The 15,415-nt window shown below is 38.9% G+C and carries 12 protein-coding genes; 5 read left to right on the plus strand and 7 right to left on the minus strand.

Features of this window, described 5'->3' with window-relative positions; all coding sequences use genetic code 11:
• The first annotated feature begins 44 nt into the window (after positions 1 to 44).
• A complete protein-coding gene (locus tag ACQFX9_RS15755; RefSeq protein WP_427156864.1) occupies positions 45 to 278 on the plus strand; it encodes a hypothetical protein in 234 nt (77 codons plus the stop codon).
• Positions 279 to 311: 33 nt separating this feature from the next.
• On the opposite strand, the gene ACQFX9_RS15760 is transcribed toward ACQFX9_RS15755, so the two are convergent.
• The 5 genes from ACQFX9_RS15760 to ACQFX9_RS15780 all read right to left on the minus strand — a co-directional run bounded on the left by ACQFX9_RS15760 (position 312) and on the right by ACQFX9_RS15780 (position 5,100).
• Positions 312 to 584 (minus strand): hypothetical protein, encoded by a 273-nt coding sequence (locus tag ACQFX9_RS15760; RefSeq protein ID WP_427156865.1) that lies wholly within the window; start codon positions 582 to 584, stop codon positions 312 to 314.
• Positions 585 to 972: 388 nt separating this feature from the next.
• Positions 973 to 1,866 (minus strand): S66 peptidase family protein, encoded by an 894-nt coding sequence (locus ACQFX9_RS15765; protein ID WP_427156866.1) that lies wholly within the window; start codon positions 1,864 to 1,866, stop codon positions 973 to 975.
• 25 nt (positions 1,867 to 1,891) lie between these two features.
• Positions 1,892 to 2,578: a class I SAM-dependent methyltransferase gene (locus ACQFX9_RS15770; RefSeq protein ID WP_427156867.1), complete on the minus strand. Its 687-nt coding sequence runs from the start codon at positions 2,576 to 2,578 to the stop codon at positions 1,892 to 1,894.
• 62 nt (positions 2,579 to 2,640) lie between these two features.
• Complete coding sequence (locus ACQFX9_RS15775; RefSeq protein ID WP_427156868.1) at positions 2,641 to 3,903, minus strand: ABC transporter substrate-binding protein; 1,263 nt, start codon at positions 3,901 to 3,903, stop codon at positions 2,641 to 2,643.
• A gap of 96 nt (positions 3,904 to 3,999) precedes the next feature.
• A complete protein-coding gene (locus ACQFX9_RS15780) occupies positions 4,000 to 5,100 on the minus strand; it encodes a glycosyltransferase family 4 protein (RefSeq protein WP_427156869.1) in 1,101 nt (366 codons plus the stop codon).
• Positions 5,101 to 5,914: 814 nt separating this feature from the next.
• On the opposite strand from ACQFX9_RS15780, the gene ACQFX9_RS15785 reads away from it, so the two are divergent.
• Entirely contained in the window at positions 5,915 to 12,193 is a 6,279-nt protein-coding gene (locus tag ACQFX9_RS15785; RefSeq protein WP_427156870.1) for an ATP-binding sensor histidine kinase, read from the plus strand.
• 59 nt (positions 12,194 to 12,252) lie between these two features.
• On the plus strand, positions 12,253 to 12,411 hold the full coding sequence (locus ACQFX9_RS15790; RefSeq protein WP_427156871.1) for a hypothetical protein: 159 nt from the start codon (positions 12,253 to 12,255) through the stop codon (positions 12,409 to 12,411).
• A gap of 245 nt (positions 12,412 to 12,656) precedes the next feature.
• Here ACQFX9_RS15790 and ACQFX9_RS15795 read toward each other — a convergent pair whose 3' ends face one another.
• A complete protein-coding gene (locus tag ACQFX9_RS15795; RefSeq protein WP_427156872.1) occupies positions 12,657 to 12,788 on the minus strand; it encodes a hypothetical protein in 132 nt (43 codons plus the stop codon).
• 30 nt (positions 12,789 to 12,818) lie between these two features.
• Here ACQFX9_RS15795 and ACQFX9_RS15800 point away from each other — a divergent pair, with 30 nt between their 5' ends.
• Positions 12,819 to 13,592, plus strand: a complete 774-nt coding sequence (locus tag ACQFX9_RS15800) for a class II glutamine amidotransferase (protein ID WP_427156873.1) — start codon at positions 12,819 to 12,821, stop codon at positions 13,590 to 13,592.
• A gap of 59 nt (positions 13,593 to 13,651) precedes the next feature.
• On the opposite strand, the gene ACQFX9_RS15805 is transcribed toward ACQFX9_RS15800, so the two are convergent.
• On the minus strand, positions 13,652 to 14,161 hold the full coding sequence (locus ACQFX9_RS15805; protein WP_427162905.1) for a DUF2243 domain-containing protein: 510 nt from the start codon (positions 14,159 to 14,161) through the stop codon (positions 13,652 to 13,654).
• 160 nt (positions 14,162 to 14,321) lie between these two features.
• Here ACQFX9_RS15805 and ACQFX9_RS15810 point away from each other — a divergent pair, with 160 nt between their 5' ends.
• Complete coding sequence (locus tag ACQFX9_RS15810; protein ID WP_427156874.1) at positions 14,322 to 14,819, plus strand: NADAR family protein; 498 nt, start codon at positions 14,322 to 14,324, stop codon at positions 14,817 to 14,819.
• The last annotated feature ends 596 nt before the right edge of the window (positions 14,820 to 15,415 follow it).

Consider the following 15,415-nt stretch of genomic DNA (forward strand, 5'->3'; position numbering starts at 1 on the left):
GCAGTCCCCATTCCCCATTCCCCATTCCCCATTCCCTAAATCTTATGAGCATCACAGTTACAGGAACAATCGAACGCCGTCAACTCGGTATGGGTTCATGGGCGTTGGTTAGCGATGAGGGTGTCACCTATGAAATCCTCAAGGGTGCAGACCAAGAATTACTCAAGGCTGGACAAAAAGCTAAAGTTATAGGACAGGTGCGTGATGATATCATGACGATCGCCATGATTGGCCCTGTCCTCGAAGTAAAATCATTTGAGGTACTTAGTTCTAATTAGTGTAGTTACGAGTCATTCTAAATGGTGGCAAGGTCAATTTTTTTTGGAATAAATTGCACCTCCATAAACAGCAAAACCACCATAGACAAAAGCTGGGGTGATCAGAACAATCCACCATTTTCCTAACAGCCACCATTGATTAATCGGCATCTCTGGTTCAATACCTTGAACAATCAGAACACCTAAAGCCGTTGCTAAACCGCCCAGCACATGAATATAAATAGGGCATTTTAAGCCAGATTTCCACCACGCTACTAAAGCAGATATGACGATAAAAGCAACAACAACTGCTCGTATTGGACTCATATTTGGGTATCCACACCTTGAGTATTTCAAGCATCTTCAGCAATTTCAATAGTGAAATGCCTCATTTGCTTGAGTTGATACCCTATTAGTATTCCCAATTTCAATTAACCTGAATTCAGGTTTTTATAGCGATAGCCAAGAGCTTATACCAATTCGCAATTCGCAATTCGCAATTCGCAATTCGCAATTCGCAACGATGCTCTCGCCCCGCTTCTCTACGAGACGCTACCGCGAACGCTAACGCAATTAAAAAACCTAGATGCAGCTAGATTTTCAAGGTTTAAATCTGTATCAGATTTTTCGTGAAATGGTATTATACTTAGAAAATTTACGTGATGTAATGGAAATCGTTCTCCATCAAGCAGTGTCCTAATTACTCTGACTACGGCTATAGTTTCAAAATACCCTGGTCAGCATCAAGGGTGGCGTACATTCCTACGGGAAGAACGGCGTTTTCTGCACCGTGACCAAAAGGTAAGTCTGAAACGATAGGAATATTTAAGTCAGCCAAGCGATCGCGCAATACTTCTTCTACACTAAAACTAGGAACATTCGCCGGGGGTTCACATTTGGTGAAGCTACCCAAAGCGATACCTTTGACTTTAGTTAAAACACCACTTAAACGCCACTGAGTCAGCATTCTGTCAATGCGGTATGGTGCTTCGGTGACATCTTCTAAGGCTAAAATGACACCATTAAAGTCTGGCTGAATGGGTGTGTGTAAAAGATGGGTAGCCACGGTTAAATTTCCTGGTAGTAATAAGCCACCGACTACACCACCACCCCAACCGCAACCCTTAAGAGGTGCAATAGGTCGTCCTTCCACCCAATTAAATAACCGTTCAATTGACCAAGACGGTTCATTAGCTAGGGTGGTCAGTACAGCACCATGTAACCCGGATATACCTGCGTTGTAAAGACTCCACAACAAAGCTGTAATATCAGAAAAGCCAATTAGCCATTTAGGAGTCGATAAATTATTTTCCCAAGACCAGCTTTCTAAGATGCGGGTGCTACCAAAACCACCCCTAGCGCAGAGAATACCCCGGCATTCTGGGTCATGCCAAGCCTCTGCTAATTGATGACGGCGATTTTCGTCTTTATGGGCAAGATATCCCCAATTGTAGTCAATATTATCGCACACTTCGACGCGATAACCACGCGATCGCCAAATTTCTATACTTGCTTGTAAAGCATCAAACTCCCGCAATGCACCACTAGGGGTAATAACTTTTAGTAAATCTCCAGGTTTGAGAGGCGCAGGTAATATTTTAGAGTTCATTAATTATTATGCAGTCATCTAAATATTAATTCTCGATTTTAAATGTACACAGTTGACTGTGCTTCCCATACAAAGGATTTTCCTCTGGATAGGGTAATGTTAGTAGCAGTTCTACATTATGTACATTAAAAGGTGGTTGGTCTAAAAACACTGCCGAGTTTTTCTCTAACCTAATTTCTGCACCTGTAGATATATCGATGTTAGGGACAGTATCTTCTAGATTTTCAGGATAACTTTCCGTCACAAATACATAGTTGTATTGAGAGATTTTAGCTAAGATATTGTTAATATGTTCGTTAGATAAATGCTGTAATACTTGGCGAATTAAACAGATATCTCCAGGAGGTAAATCTGATTCTATGGCATCAATACATAAGAATTCTACCTGAGCATTAGCAAATTTCTGACGATGGGTTTCTATTAATTGGGGTACTATATCTATCCCTGTATATTGATATTTAATTTGCACATTCTCTAAAGCTTGTAAAAGCTGCTGCCCTACACGAAAATCACCACAGCCTAAATCAACAATTTTGATAGGATTTAACTGTTTTTCAACAATAAAATTAGCAATTAATTGACTGTAGGGAATAGCAAAAATTTCATTTGAGCCTTTACCAGAAAAAAACTCTCCTGCATTGCCACCCCAAACATTATTCACATAGATATTAGCGAAAACATCACTAGTAGATGTTTGACTATCTTGCACCATATAAAGTAATAAATACTCAGTGAATAACCTAAAATTTACACTGAGTATTTAACTTTGTCTAGTTATTTGCCAATTAAATCCAGCCTTGCTTGCGCCTCTTTTAAACTGGCTTCTGGGGGTGCGCCTAGCATTGTAGCTTCAATAGCGCGTCCCAGGCTATCAGACAAGCGACTGTAACCAGGAATAATGGGTCTTGTATTTGATACAAACAATTGCTCTAAAAAGGTTTTCATCACTGGTTTTTGTTTGATGTATTCCTGATAGGCTTGACTTTGGGCAGACTTTAAATTGATGGGTAAAAAACCGGAACCAATACTCCATTCAGTTTGGAATGGTTCGCTAATGACGTATTCTAAAAACTTCCAAGCAGCTTTTTCTCGTTCAGGGGTAGTTTTCATGATGAACATATTGCCACTAGCAAGTACAGTTGCAGGGTGTATATTCATCGGGATGGGCATGACATCAAAATCAACTTGACTTTTCATGATGAATGTCCAAGGCCCTGTTAACTGCATTGCTACACGACCAGCAATAAAATCATCTTCTTCATATCCCCGTTCTGGTGCAGAGAATTTAGTTGAGCCGTCTTTAATTAAATCTTGCCAGAATTTTAAAGCAGCGATCGCACTATCATTTACTAAATCAGGTCGTCCATCTTTAACTACTGTGCCATCACTACTAAATAGAAAGGGAAACCAAATAGAAACCGTCCACTCGCCTTTCCCTAAAGGCATCGATAGACCATACTGATCAGGACGTTGATCACCATTGCGGTCTATAGTAAGCTTTTTGGCGACTTCTCGCAATTCTGACCAAGTTTTTGGAACTTCACTAATTCCCGCCGCTTGAAACAAATCTGGTCTGTAAAAAAGTCCCACATTCCCGACAAACAGAGGAACTGACCAAATATGACCATCTAACTGCATCTCGCCAAAGCAGTTAGGCACAATTTCTGATTTTAGGGGTGATTTGTCTAGCCATTCATCTAAAGGTCGAATAGCCCCGATTTCCACAAACTGACCTGTAATTTGGGGATAAAAGAATAAGATATCTGGTGGGACATTACCAGCAACGGCTGTCAACACCTTGGGTAATTGCTGGTCTAGTTGACCTGCATAGAGTGATTCTATCTGAATATCGGGATGGGTTTGGTTGAAACGGTCTACGAGTTTTTGAAACACATCTCGGTTAGGAGGTGGGTTGACGGCGTGCCAAAGGGTAAGATGAATGACATTATTGTTAGTTGGCGGGACTGTTTGACAACCACCGATAGTCAATAAACATAGACTCAATAAAATACTCAAAGCAGCAGAAATAACTTTCATAGTTTAGCCAGCAATTAATCTCAGAAATTAAGCCAAAAGCTAATTAATCTTTCCCCATTCCCCATGCCCTATTCCCCATTCCCCATTCCCTATTCCCTATTCCCCATTCCCCACTTTCACGATTTTGGTCAACAAATGACTGAAATTTTGCGCCACAATAGGAGCAGCAAATTCTGCCACCTTAGCACGTCCAGCTTGACCCATCGCTGCGGCTTTAGCTGGGGATAAAAGTAATTCACACAGTTGACTTGCTAAATCTTCTGCATCTAAAGGAGTCGCTAGCAACCCTTGCACACCATGTTCAATCACTTCTGGTGTGGAGGAAGCACGACTCGCGACGATGGGTTTAGCAGTAGCCATTGCTTCGGCAAATACTATACCAAATCCTTCTTGCAAACTGGGTAAACAAAAGACTTGACAGCGAATATATTCACGCACCAAATCCTCGCGGGATACATAGCCCAAAAATGTCACGTTTTCCTGTAAATCTAATTCTTCAGCCAATTGACGCAAGTTTTCCCACTCTGGCCCTTTGCTAGCAATTCGTACTTCCACATTAGGGATTTGACGGCGAACTATGGCGGTGGCGCGAATGAGAGTAGCTACATTTTTTCGCGGATACTGTACCCCCACACACAACACCGTCGGACGTTCACTGACTGTGTTTTCTCCGGTTTTGCAGATATCCGCCACGGCTGTATCCCATTGCTGTAAATCTATGGGTGGTGGTACAGGGTGAATTTGGCCGTTATATTGATAAAGTTGAGCGAGTCTATTAACAGAGTATTGGCTAGTTGTCACCACCATCTGGGCGCGATGCACACTCACACGTTCTGCTTTTGACATTAACTCTAAAGATTGACGCACCAAACCCTGCTCAAATTTAGCCTCGTCGGCGATAATACCGTGAATATAAGCGACAAAAGGCGGTTTGACACGGTGGGCGATAGTGTAACCATCCATATCTAGTCCCACGACGATATCATAGTTATCGAAGCTAGAGGGGTTAAGTTGCCAATTCCACCAGAAACGATGCGCCACATAGCTGAAAGTCCCCTTAGACATCTGTGCTGGGGCAAAAATATCAACTGTGTGACCTTGCGATCGCAAATTATTCACAAGGTGAATATTACCAACAAAAGTACCACTGCCTAGTTTGACATTCTGGGGTGTGGCTGTAATAAACGCTAGCTTCATCTTGTACCGTGGGCGAATCATCTTGCTGCACTACAAGATTATCTCTCACCAGATGCCTTCTCTACTCCTCTAGGAATCCAATTTAATTTGGCTCCCTGCTCTCCTGTTTTCTAATTATGCTGTATCAATCTGTTTTTGAGCAGTAAATTTGAAATTCACTACTACCTTTTAACAGCAAACAATTATGATCGACACTATTGATGTTTATTAAATTATTATAGGTAATATTAGATAATATTTTGAAAAACAAGCAGATTGATATAGTAATAGATATCATGAAGCTGGCCTTGATAACTGTATGATGAGCATATCTTTGCCGATTCTCCATAGATTTTGACTGCATACACACAGTTTTAGGCAACCAGAAATGATTATCAAAGTCATAGTAACTCATGGGAACTTATCCATTAACTCAGCAAATCCCAGCCTGGGAGATGGCAAAATTAATAAAAATAGGGAAAGAGTTAACTTTCCCTTAATTAGTAAATAGCTTTTAGCTATATTCAATTGCCACCCAATACGATTAAAACTCTATATGTAAAATTATACTTCCTACAAAAGTCACAAATTTATCCATGACTAAAGTCATGATGTCACATTTTACTCCCTTAATTCCCCTGGGAGGGTTAGAGTGTGGCTGACTACCAATATCTATAAATTTCAAAAACCTATACTCAAGCTGACTTTCTTAAATTGTGATTATTTAGCAATAATCCGTAAGTTGTGGATAGTGGAGAATTGGCATTACTTGATCTATCCATTTTGTTCAGTTATTCACTTAGTCTGGGGTACTATTATTCATAAATGATGCAAAATGGCTACATTTGGGAACACTAAACCTGGAAGTCATCAAGATTTTATGAATATGTTCAATATTCCGGGATATCATATCAGCGAACAAATCTATAATGGTTCTAAAACCTTGGTTTATCGAGGTGAAAGGACAACTGACTCATTACCCGTAGTTATTAAACTTCTAAAAAATCCTTATCCGACTTTTAGCGAACTGGTACAATTTCGCAATCAATATACCATTGCTAATAATCTTTGCTCACCTTTAATTGTCGATAATTATAGTCTAGAGCCATACCAGAACAGTTACGCTCTGGTAATGGAGGATTTTGGCGGTATTTCGTTGAAAGAATATTTCAAGAGTGTAGGGAAGTTAGATGTCAAGTCTCTACAGGAGTTTTTGGAAATTGCGATCGCCTTGTGTGATGCCTTAAGTATAGTCTATCAAAATCATATTATTCATAAAGATATTAAACCTAGCAATATTTTAATTAATCCTGTAACTAAACAAGTAAAATTAATTGACTTTAGCATTGCATCTTTGTTACCACGAGAAACTCAAACACTGGTTAATCCCAATGTGTTAGAAGGAACACTAGCTTACATTTCTCCTGAACAGACAGGGAGAATGAATCGCTGTGTTGATTACCGGACTGATTTTTATTCTTTAGGTGTCACATTCTATGAATTGCTGACAGGTAATTTACCGTTTACAGCAAATGATCCGATTGAATTAGTGCATTGTCATATTGCGAAAACACCACCTGATTTCAAGCATCTGGAAAATATTCCTTCGGTGTTGTCGGATATCGTGATGAAATTAATGGCAAAAAATGCCGAGGAACGTTATCAAAGTACAACGGGGCTGAAATTTGATTTAGAAAATTGTTTAACTCAACTATCAACAACTGGTGGGATAGAAAGCTTTGTAATTGCACAACGGGATATAAGCGATCGCTTCCTCATCTCTGATAAACTCTATGGTAGAGAAACCGAAGTCGCCACACTCTTAGAAGCCTTTGATAGAGTTAGCCTTGGGGCGACAGAAATGATGTTAGTGGCTGGCTTTTCTGGAATTGGCAAAACGGCTGTAGTCAATGAAGTCCATAAGCCCATTGTCAGGCAACGAGGTTATTTTATTCGAGGTAAGTTTGATCAATTTCAACGGAATATTCCTTTAAGTGCCTTTGTTCAATCCTTCAGGGATTTAATGGGACAATTACTAACAGAAAGTGACTCGCAAATCCAAGCATGGCAAAGCAAAATCTTAGCAGCTTTGGGAGAAAATAGCCAAGTCATTATCGAAGTTATTCCCGAATTAGAAAAAATCATCGGACAGCAGCCACCAGTACCCCAGTTATCAGGAACTGCGGCTCAAAATCGGTTTAATCTGCTGTTTCAGAAATTTACTCAAGTTTTTACCAGTGTTAATCATCCACTAGTGATATTTTTAGATGACTTGCAGTGGGCTGATTCTGCATCTTTAAAATTAATGCAGTTATTAATGGCTGATACAGGTCATCTATTCATCATTGGTGCATATCGTGATCATGAAGTCAACCCAGCGCATCCATTGATGTTGACTGTCAACGAAATTGCCCAAACCGCAGCAACTATTAATAGAATTAATTTAGCACCACTCAATTCCGACCAAATTAACGATTTAGTGGCTGATACCCTAAAATGTCAAAAGAATGTAGCCAGTCATCTTTCTGAACTTATATTTAGAAAAACTCAGGGTAATCCATTTTTTACTAGTCAATTTCTCCAAGCATTACATCAAGACGGATTGATTTATTTCAACTATCAATCTGGCTGTTGGGAATGTGACATTACACAAGTGACGCAGCAATCTATTACAGATGATATTGTGGATTTTATGGCATTGCAGTTAAAAAAACTGCCAACATCCACCCAAAATATCTTGCGATTAGCAGCTTGTATTGGTAATCAGTTTGATTTAGCTACCTTGGCAATTGTGGCAGAAAAATCAGAATTAACAACATCCCATGATTTATGGCCAGCCCTACAGGCAGGTTTAATTTTACCTCAGAGTGATGTCTATAAATTTGCCATAGGTGATCATCATCTCTTGTTGAATAACAAAGATTATACAATTTTTACCTATAAATTTTTACATGACCGTGTGCAGCAAGCTGCCTATTCTTTGATTCCTCCAGAACAACGAGAAATCACACATTTATTAATTGGCAGACTTTTACGACACAATACACAAAATATTGCTATAGAAGACAAGATTTTTGCTATTGTTAATCAATTAAATGTGGGCAAAAAACTCATTACTGAACCGGGGGAAATTCATCAACTCATTGAGTTAAATTTCCAGGCAGGTATGAAAGCAAAAACAGCAACTGCTTATACAACAGCAGTTGATTATTTAACTATAGGTTTACAACTTTTACCTACAGACAGTTGGCAAAATCAATATGATTTAACTTTAGCACTATACGAAGCAATTACAGAAGCTTGTTATTTGAGTGGCAATTTTCAAGACATGGAATTATATGCAGGTATTGTCATTCAAAATGCGATAAATTTTCTCGAACACATACCTGTTTATAATACTAAAATTCAGGCTTGTATGGCACAAAGTCGCCATTTAGAAGCATTAAAACTAGCCTTGATGGTGTTGCGATCGCTGGGGATAGAATTACCAGAACAGCCTGAACAAAAAGATATTACACAAGCTATAGAACAAGCAAATTCACTCCTCCAACAGCAACCTATAGCTAACCTCTTACAACTGCCAACCATGCAAGATGCGAAAATGTTGGCAGCAATGCAAATTTTATCTAATATTATTTCTGCTGCTTATCAAGCTGCACCCAGCTTCTTCAAGTTAATTGTGATTAAGCAAGTAGAATTATCAATTCTCTATGGTAACGCCCCAGAATCAACCTATGCCTACGCTACTTACGGACTCCTTACCTGTACTCTCTTAGGAGATATTAATTTAGGTTACGCATTAGGAAAAGTTGCGTTAGACTTAACCGATAAATTAAATGCTAAAAAGTTAAAATCCAAAACATTATTTGCCTTTAATTGTTTTGTCCGCCACTGGAAAGAGCATTTGCGAACAACCTTAACTTCCCTAGTAGAAGCCTACACTTGCGGGTTAGAAAATGGTGATATTGAATATGCGGCGATGTCTGCTTATGTTTTTGGCAGATATGCTTATTTAAGTGGTCAAGAATTAGATAAGTTAGAAAAAACCATATCTAACTATGGACAAGTGATTTCTCAACTCAAACAAACTACCTACACCAACTTTAATAATGTTTATCATCAATCGGTCTTAAACCTACTAGGTGATAACGATGATCCTTGTTGTTTAAGTGGGGTAAAATATGACGAAACAAAAATGTTACCTTTACATTATGCAGCCAATCAAGTTAGCATCATTTGTCAAGTACATTTTTGTAAGTTACTGCTATGTAATTTGTTTGCTAATTACCAACAAGCACTAGAAAACGCTGCCATAGTAGAAAAATATTTAGCCAGTATCAATGGCTTAATCTTGATACCAAATTTTTACTTTTATGATTCTTTAACTCGTTTGGCTTTATATCCCCATGTGTCGTCATCCGAACAACAAGACTTTATAGCCAAAGTCACAGAAAATCAGACGAAACTTCAATCTTGGGCAGAGTTTGCACCAACGAATCATGAGCATAAGTTTACTTTGGTAGCGGCACAATACCACAAAATCTTAGGACAGAAAAGTGAAGCTATAGAAATGTACGATCGCGCCATTTCTCTAGCTAAAGAACAAGGCTATCTGCAAGAAGAAGCACTTGCTAATGAACTAGCTGCTAAATTCTATCTAGATTGGGGAAAACAACGCGTCGCGGAAGAATACATGACAGAGGCTTACTATAGCTATGCGCGTTGGGGTGCAAAAGCCAAAGTTGCTGATTTAGAACAACATTATCCCCAACTTTTGACAAAAATTCTCCAACAGACAACCACAAAACTCTCATCATCGGAAACTGTCAGAGCCAAAGAAAATTTCTTAACACATAAAACCTTTTCATCGGGAAACAGCAGTACCATCTCTGTCACCCTCGACTTGAATGCAGTTTTGAAAGCTTCTCATAATCTTTCTAGTGAAATACAACTTGATAAATTACTGATTGCGCTTTTAGAAATTGTCACCACTACAGCCGGTGCAGATAAATGTGTATTGATGTTACTTGATGAAGACCAACTCAAAGTCGAGGCTGTCAGTAATGTCACACAATACTCCATCGTTTTACAGTCCCAGCCGTTATCAGAAAGTGAAGAAGTACCTATCAGTTTAATCAATGTTGTCAAACGGACTTTACAGCCCAGTGTAGTCATAGATGCTAGTTCACATCCCTCATTTTTAGCCGATCCCTATGTTTTAAAACATCAACCCAAGAGTTTGCTGTGTATGCCAATTTTGCATCAAGGTAAATTGTTGGGTGTGTTGTATTTGGAAAACAACTTAGCTACAGGCGCGTTTACCAGCGATCGCGTCGAACTATTGAACCTATTATGTACGCAAGCGGCTATTTCTTTACAAAATGCCCGACTTTATCAAAATTACCAAAATTATGCCCAACAACTGTCAAATTCTCTGGCCCAATTGCAAGCCAATGAAACCCGCTTCCAAAATTTAGCCAATAATATTCCGGGGATGGTGTATCAATTTCGTTTGGGTGCAGACGGTTCAGTCTCAACACCCTACGTGAGTTCTGGCTGTCTAGATTTATATGGTGTCGAGCCAGAATTAGTGATGACAGGAAAGTTTAATCTTTACGCTTTACACCATCCTGATGATCACCCAGTTATTGAACAAGCAATTCTCCATTCTGCTCAAACACTCACACCATTTGAGCGAGAATGGCGTATTGTCCTCCCTTCAGGAACTGTCAAATGGATTCAATCTGCGGCTCGGCCAGAAAAACAACCCGATGGCGCGATTCTTTGGGATGGGGTAGTAATTGATATTAGCGATCGCAAACAAGTACAAGCCTCTTTAGCCAAAGAACGAGAATTTTTAAATGCGATCATTGATAATATTACTGATGGTATTGTTGTCTGTGATGCTAGTGGTAAGTTAATTCTCTTTAATAAAGCAACTCGTGAGTTTCATGGCTTACCGGTAGAAGCCATCACACCAGAACAATGGGCTGAACATTTTGATCTTTATCAGGCAGATGGTAAAACCAAACTATCAACCTCAGAAATCCCTTTATTTCGCGCATTTAAAGGAGAAATAGTCGAAAACGCCGAAATGGTGATTGCACCAAAGCATGGTTTGCAGAGAATCCTGTTAGCTAGTGGACAAGCCATCATTGATGCTGCGGGTAACAAAATTGGTGCGGTAGCTGTAATGCGAGATATTAGCGATCGCAAACAAGCCGAACTGGCTTTACAACAAAAATCTCAAGATTTAGAGCAAGCCCTGGCTAATTTGCAAAACGCCCAATTACAAATGATCCAAAGTGAAAAAATGTCTGCTTTGGGTAATTTAGTTGCTGGTGTGGCTCACGAAATGAATAATCCCTTGGGTTTTATTGCTGCCACGCTGAAACAAGCCCAACCTACAATTGCTGATCTGATTGAACATTTGAGATTATATCAAGAAAATCTCACTGAGGAAAATGCAGAAATTCTCGATCATGCTGAAGCAATTGACTTGGAATATAGCTTGGAAGATTTACCCAAAATGATTGATTCCATGACAATGGCTTGCGATCGCCTGAAAAATATCAGCACCAGTCTTCGCACATTCTCCCGTGCTGATAGAGATTACAAAGTACCATTTGATATTCATCAAGGCATTGATAGCACCGTTTTAATTTTGAAACATCGTCTCAAAGCTAATGATCAGCGTCCAGCCATTGACGTTATGACTGAATATGGAGAATTACCACGAATTGAATGTTTTCCTGGTCAGTTGAATCAGGTATTTATGAATATTTTAGCTAATGCTATTGATGCTTTAGAAGAATCTAATCAGCAACGCACCCAAGAGGAAATTAAAGCTAATCCCAACCGGATTGTCATTAAAACTGCTGTAGAAAATAAATCTGTGAAAATTGCCATTTCAGATAACGGCATAGGGATGAGTGAATCAGTCAAACAGAAAATATTTGACCATCTATTTACGACCAAATCCGTAGGCAAAGGTACAGGTTTAGGATTAGCGATCGCTCGTCAAATTATCGTAGAAAAGCACAATGGCACTCTGAATGTAAATTCTACTTTAGGGGCAGGAACAGAATTTATCATTACCTTACCTCTTAAATGAAATAAACACTTTTCTCCCCTACACCCTTGTGATGCTTCAGATTCAAACTTTTGTATAAGATGCCTGTTGCTGATAAACCAAAATTGATGAAAAATGATGATTTTTTGTCTGTTGTAAAAGGGGCATTTCCTGCCAACATTGACGACAAAAAAAATAAACTGCATGGCTACGAACATGGCGTAAAAGCCTGTGAGAGCAGCAAGGGCAAGTATTCATGATTTTTTAAATTTATTAAAATGTAATTGCAAAACCCATATTCTATAGTTATGTAACACTTCTATTAGTTCCATAACTGTTTTTATAATTATTGTTTTCTTAAGTAATTTCTTCAGTGTAAACACTTAAAAATAGCATGAAGTTATATGAAGCCAATAATTTATTAAGTAGAGTTCCTTATATAAATAGCTGAGGGATCAAAATTAGCAGATTGAAGATCAGAAAAAACCTCAAATCATTTTACAGCCTAACTATCAGCATCGTGCTGGCATAAGTATGATTGCTGATAGTAAGCCTCAGCACCAGCTATTTTCTGAAAATGCAGCGATCGCACCAAAATAGTGTCAGCATTCTGAAGTATCTTGATTTTGAAGGACAAATCAACAATTCCAGAAACTACTGCTGATCAATGTGTCAATTATTAGGAATGAATTGCAATGTGCCGACGGATATCTGCTTTTCTTTTGAAGGCTTTTCGGCACGAGGAGGAAAAACGGATGATCATAGTGATGGTTGGGGGATTGCTTTCTTTGAGGGAAAAGGATGTCGGATATTTTTAGATGCTAAACCTTCGATTAATTCGCCAATCGCAGATTTGGTGAGACGCTATCCCATCCACTCTACCCATGTAATTGCTCATATTCGCAAGGCTACCCAAGGAGAAGTCGCTTTACAAAACTGTCATCCATTTCGCCGGGAACTGTGGGGGAGATATTGGGTGTTTGCTCACAATGGCAATTTGCCTGATTTTGAGCCTGAACCGCAAGGTTTTTATCAAGCTGTAGGTAATACTGACAGTGAAAAAGCTTTTTGTGTAATTCTCGAAACTATCAGACAAAGTTTTCCTCAAGGTAAACCCCCTCTAGGAAAACTATATCCTGTGCTGCAATCAGTCACAGCCGAATTAGCAGCTAAAGGTATTTTTAATTACTTACTCTCAGACGGAGAACATTTTTTTACGCACTGTTCTACAAAACTGAGTTACATAGTCCGTCAAGCACCTTTTGCAGCAGCTCACTTGATAGACCAAGATATGACAGTAGATTTTCGGGAATTAACTACACCCAGCGATCGCGTCGCCGTCATCGCCACTACTCCCCTAACTGATAACGAAGTCTGGACACCAATTCAACCAGGAGAATTGTTAGTGTTTCAAGACGGTTTACCCCTGAAAATATCGTAGGGAACAAAGAACGAAAAATTGCATAGATAGTAATTAATGATACTTATTTTCTGAGCCACTCAGGTACGCTGGCAATATCCACGCTCACTTGATTCAATTTTCCCTCTTTCTAAAACTATCCATCCACCCATAACCAACACAGCACCCAAAGCTAAAAACCCCAAGTCCCAGGCTAATTGATTTGTCCCCGGTTTCACATGATGAATACCCAAAATTTGATGATCAATTACCCCTTCGACTAAATTAAACAACCCAGCACCAATCAGTAAAGAACCCCCAAAAGTATATGATGACCAAACAACATCAGCTCGTCCTCCCGCACGCCATAATAAGCCTACACCTATGACAGTTAATACCCAATCTAGTGCGTGAAACAACCCATCCCACACCATGTTTAAATCAAAATTAGGATTAGTAGTCAAAGGGCGAACACTACTTAACATATGATGCCACTGGAGTATCTGATGTAACAGAATACCGTCAACAAAGCCACCCAAGCCCAAACCTAGAACAATTCCTGCCCAGATCAGGGGTAGACGCTTAGGGAAAATTTGACTATTGGTTGCCATTTTCAATTCCACATACCTTTCCCCCACAATATAATTACGCAGTCTGCGATCGCTTCTATCGTTAGGCAAATAATAGCTTTCAGTCTCAAGTAGATCACTGACAGTTGACATATGAAGGCATTATAGAAATTGATATCTGATATAAAAGAAAAATTTTCAAATGACCATTTACTTTTATAAAGTTTGGCAACCTTTTGGTTGTTTTTCTAACTTTTCTACCCACGGTATTGAAATTCAAGGCACTTACTGGTCAACAGTAGAGCATTACTATCAAGCACAAAAGTTTGTCGGGAGTGTGGATGCGGTGATTATTCCCGTCATCCGTGCGGCTAAAACTCCAGAAGAAGCCGCAGCTTTAGGACGATGTACTAGCCGCAGACTGCGTTCCGACTGGGATTTAGTCAAAATCTCAGTCATGCGAGAAGCTATATTGAAAAAATTTCTCACCCATCTTGACATTCAAGCCACTCTTTTGAGTACAGGGAATGAAATCTTAGTAGAAAATTCCCCCACTGATTATTTTTGGGGTTGTGGTGTAGATAAAACTGGTCAAAACCATCTAGGTAAAGTTCTCATGAGTGTCAGGGAAGAAATTCGCCATCTCCAACTAAGTAATGTCATATCTCCAACAAGTTATCCTCAAGAGTACAAAGTTTAAAATCAAAGCGGCCCCCATTGATGGCGATTAATTCAATGTACAGCAGCTAATTACTAAGTAAATAGCCCTTGATATTTTGCGACTAATTCACTTTTGGTCATGGCTTTGGCTGGAATTTTATCTAACTTCATTAACTTAATGATTGCTAGTGATGATACCAGTGAAAGTAAAAATCAATAACTAATAAGCTGTTGGACATTTAAATAGCCTTATATGGGTGGTCAAAATTCTGAAAACACAATAGTTACGAGCATTAATTATATGCAAAACAGAGGTGATTTAACTTAGTACAATCCTGATATTTTCAGGGTTAAATGATTAACCTACACTAAATTGAAACTGCTCACCTTTTACCTCAATTCTTATATCCTCCTGGTTTTGTATTTGTGACAATCACCTAGTGAGGATATAACAAATTAAAGTCAATTTTTTGTCAAGATTCGCAACTTTTGAAAAAAGTATAATGTCTGGTGTGTTTAAAACAAATATTCATACAAAAATTCATATAATTATACGCGAAAGTAAAATTTCTATCCTGGGAAATGAATAAAGTGTGAGGATTGTATTAACTCGATATTTCGATTTGTCTGCTAAAG

It is taken from the genome of Aliinostoc sp. HNIBRCY26 (assembly GCF_050235535.1).
In the GTDB taxonomy this organism is placed as follows: Bacteria; Cyanobacteriota; Cyanobacteriia; order Cyanobacteriales; family Nostocaceae; genus Trichormus.

Coding starts and splice junctions, on each gene's coding strand:
- ACQFX9_RS15755 (WP_427156864.1), top strand. CDS start 45: ATGAGCATCACAGTTACAGGAACAATCGAACGCCGTCAACTCGGTATG.
- ACQFX9_RS15760 (WP_427156865.1), bottom strand. CDS start 584: ATGAGTCCAATACGAGCAGTTGTTGTTGCTTTTATCGTCATATCTGCT.
- ACQFX9_RS15765 (WP_427156866.1), bottom strand. CDS start 1,866: ATGAACTCTAAAATATTACCTGCGCCTCTCAAACCTGGAGATTTACTA.
- ACQFX9_RS15770 (WP_427156867.1), bottom strand. CDS start 2,578: ATGGTGCAAGATAGTCAAACATCTACTAGTGATGTTTTCGCTAATATC.
- ACQFX9_RS15775 (WP_427156868.1), bottom strand. CDS start 3,903: ATGAAAGTTATTTCTGCTGCTTTGAGTATTTTATTGAGTCTATGTTTA.
- ACQFX9_RS15780 (WP_427156869.1), bottom strand. CDS start 5,100: ATGAAGCTAGCGTTTATTACAGCCACACCCCAGAATGTCAAACTAGGC.
- ACQFX9_RS15785 (WP_427156870.1), top strand. CDS start 5,915: ATGGCTACATTTGGGAACACTAAACCTGGAAGTCATCAAGATTTTATG.
- ACQFX9_RS15790 (WP_427156871.1), top strand. CDS start 12,253: ATGCCTGTTGCTGATAAACCAAAATTGATGAAAAATGATGATTTTTTG.
- ACQFX9_RS15800 (WP_427156873.1), top strand. CDS start 12,819: ATGTGTCAATTATTAGGAATGAATTGCAATGTGCCGACGGATATCTGC.
- ACQFX9_RS15805 (WP_427162905.1), bottom strand. CDS start 14,161: ATGGCAACCAATAGTCAAATTTTCCCTAAGCGTCTACCCCTGATCTGG.
- ACQFX9_RS15810 (WP_427156874.1), top strand. CDS start 14,322: ATGACCATTTACTTTTATAAAGTTTGGCAACCTTTTGGTTGTTTTTCT.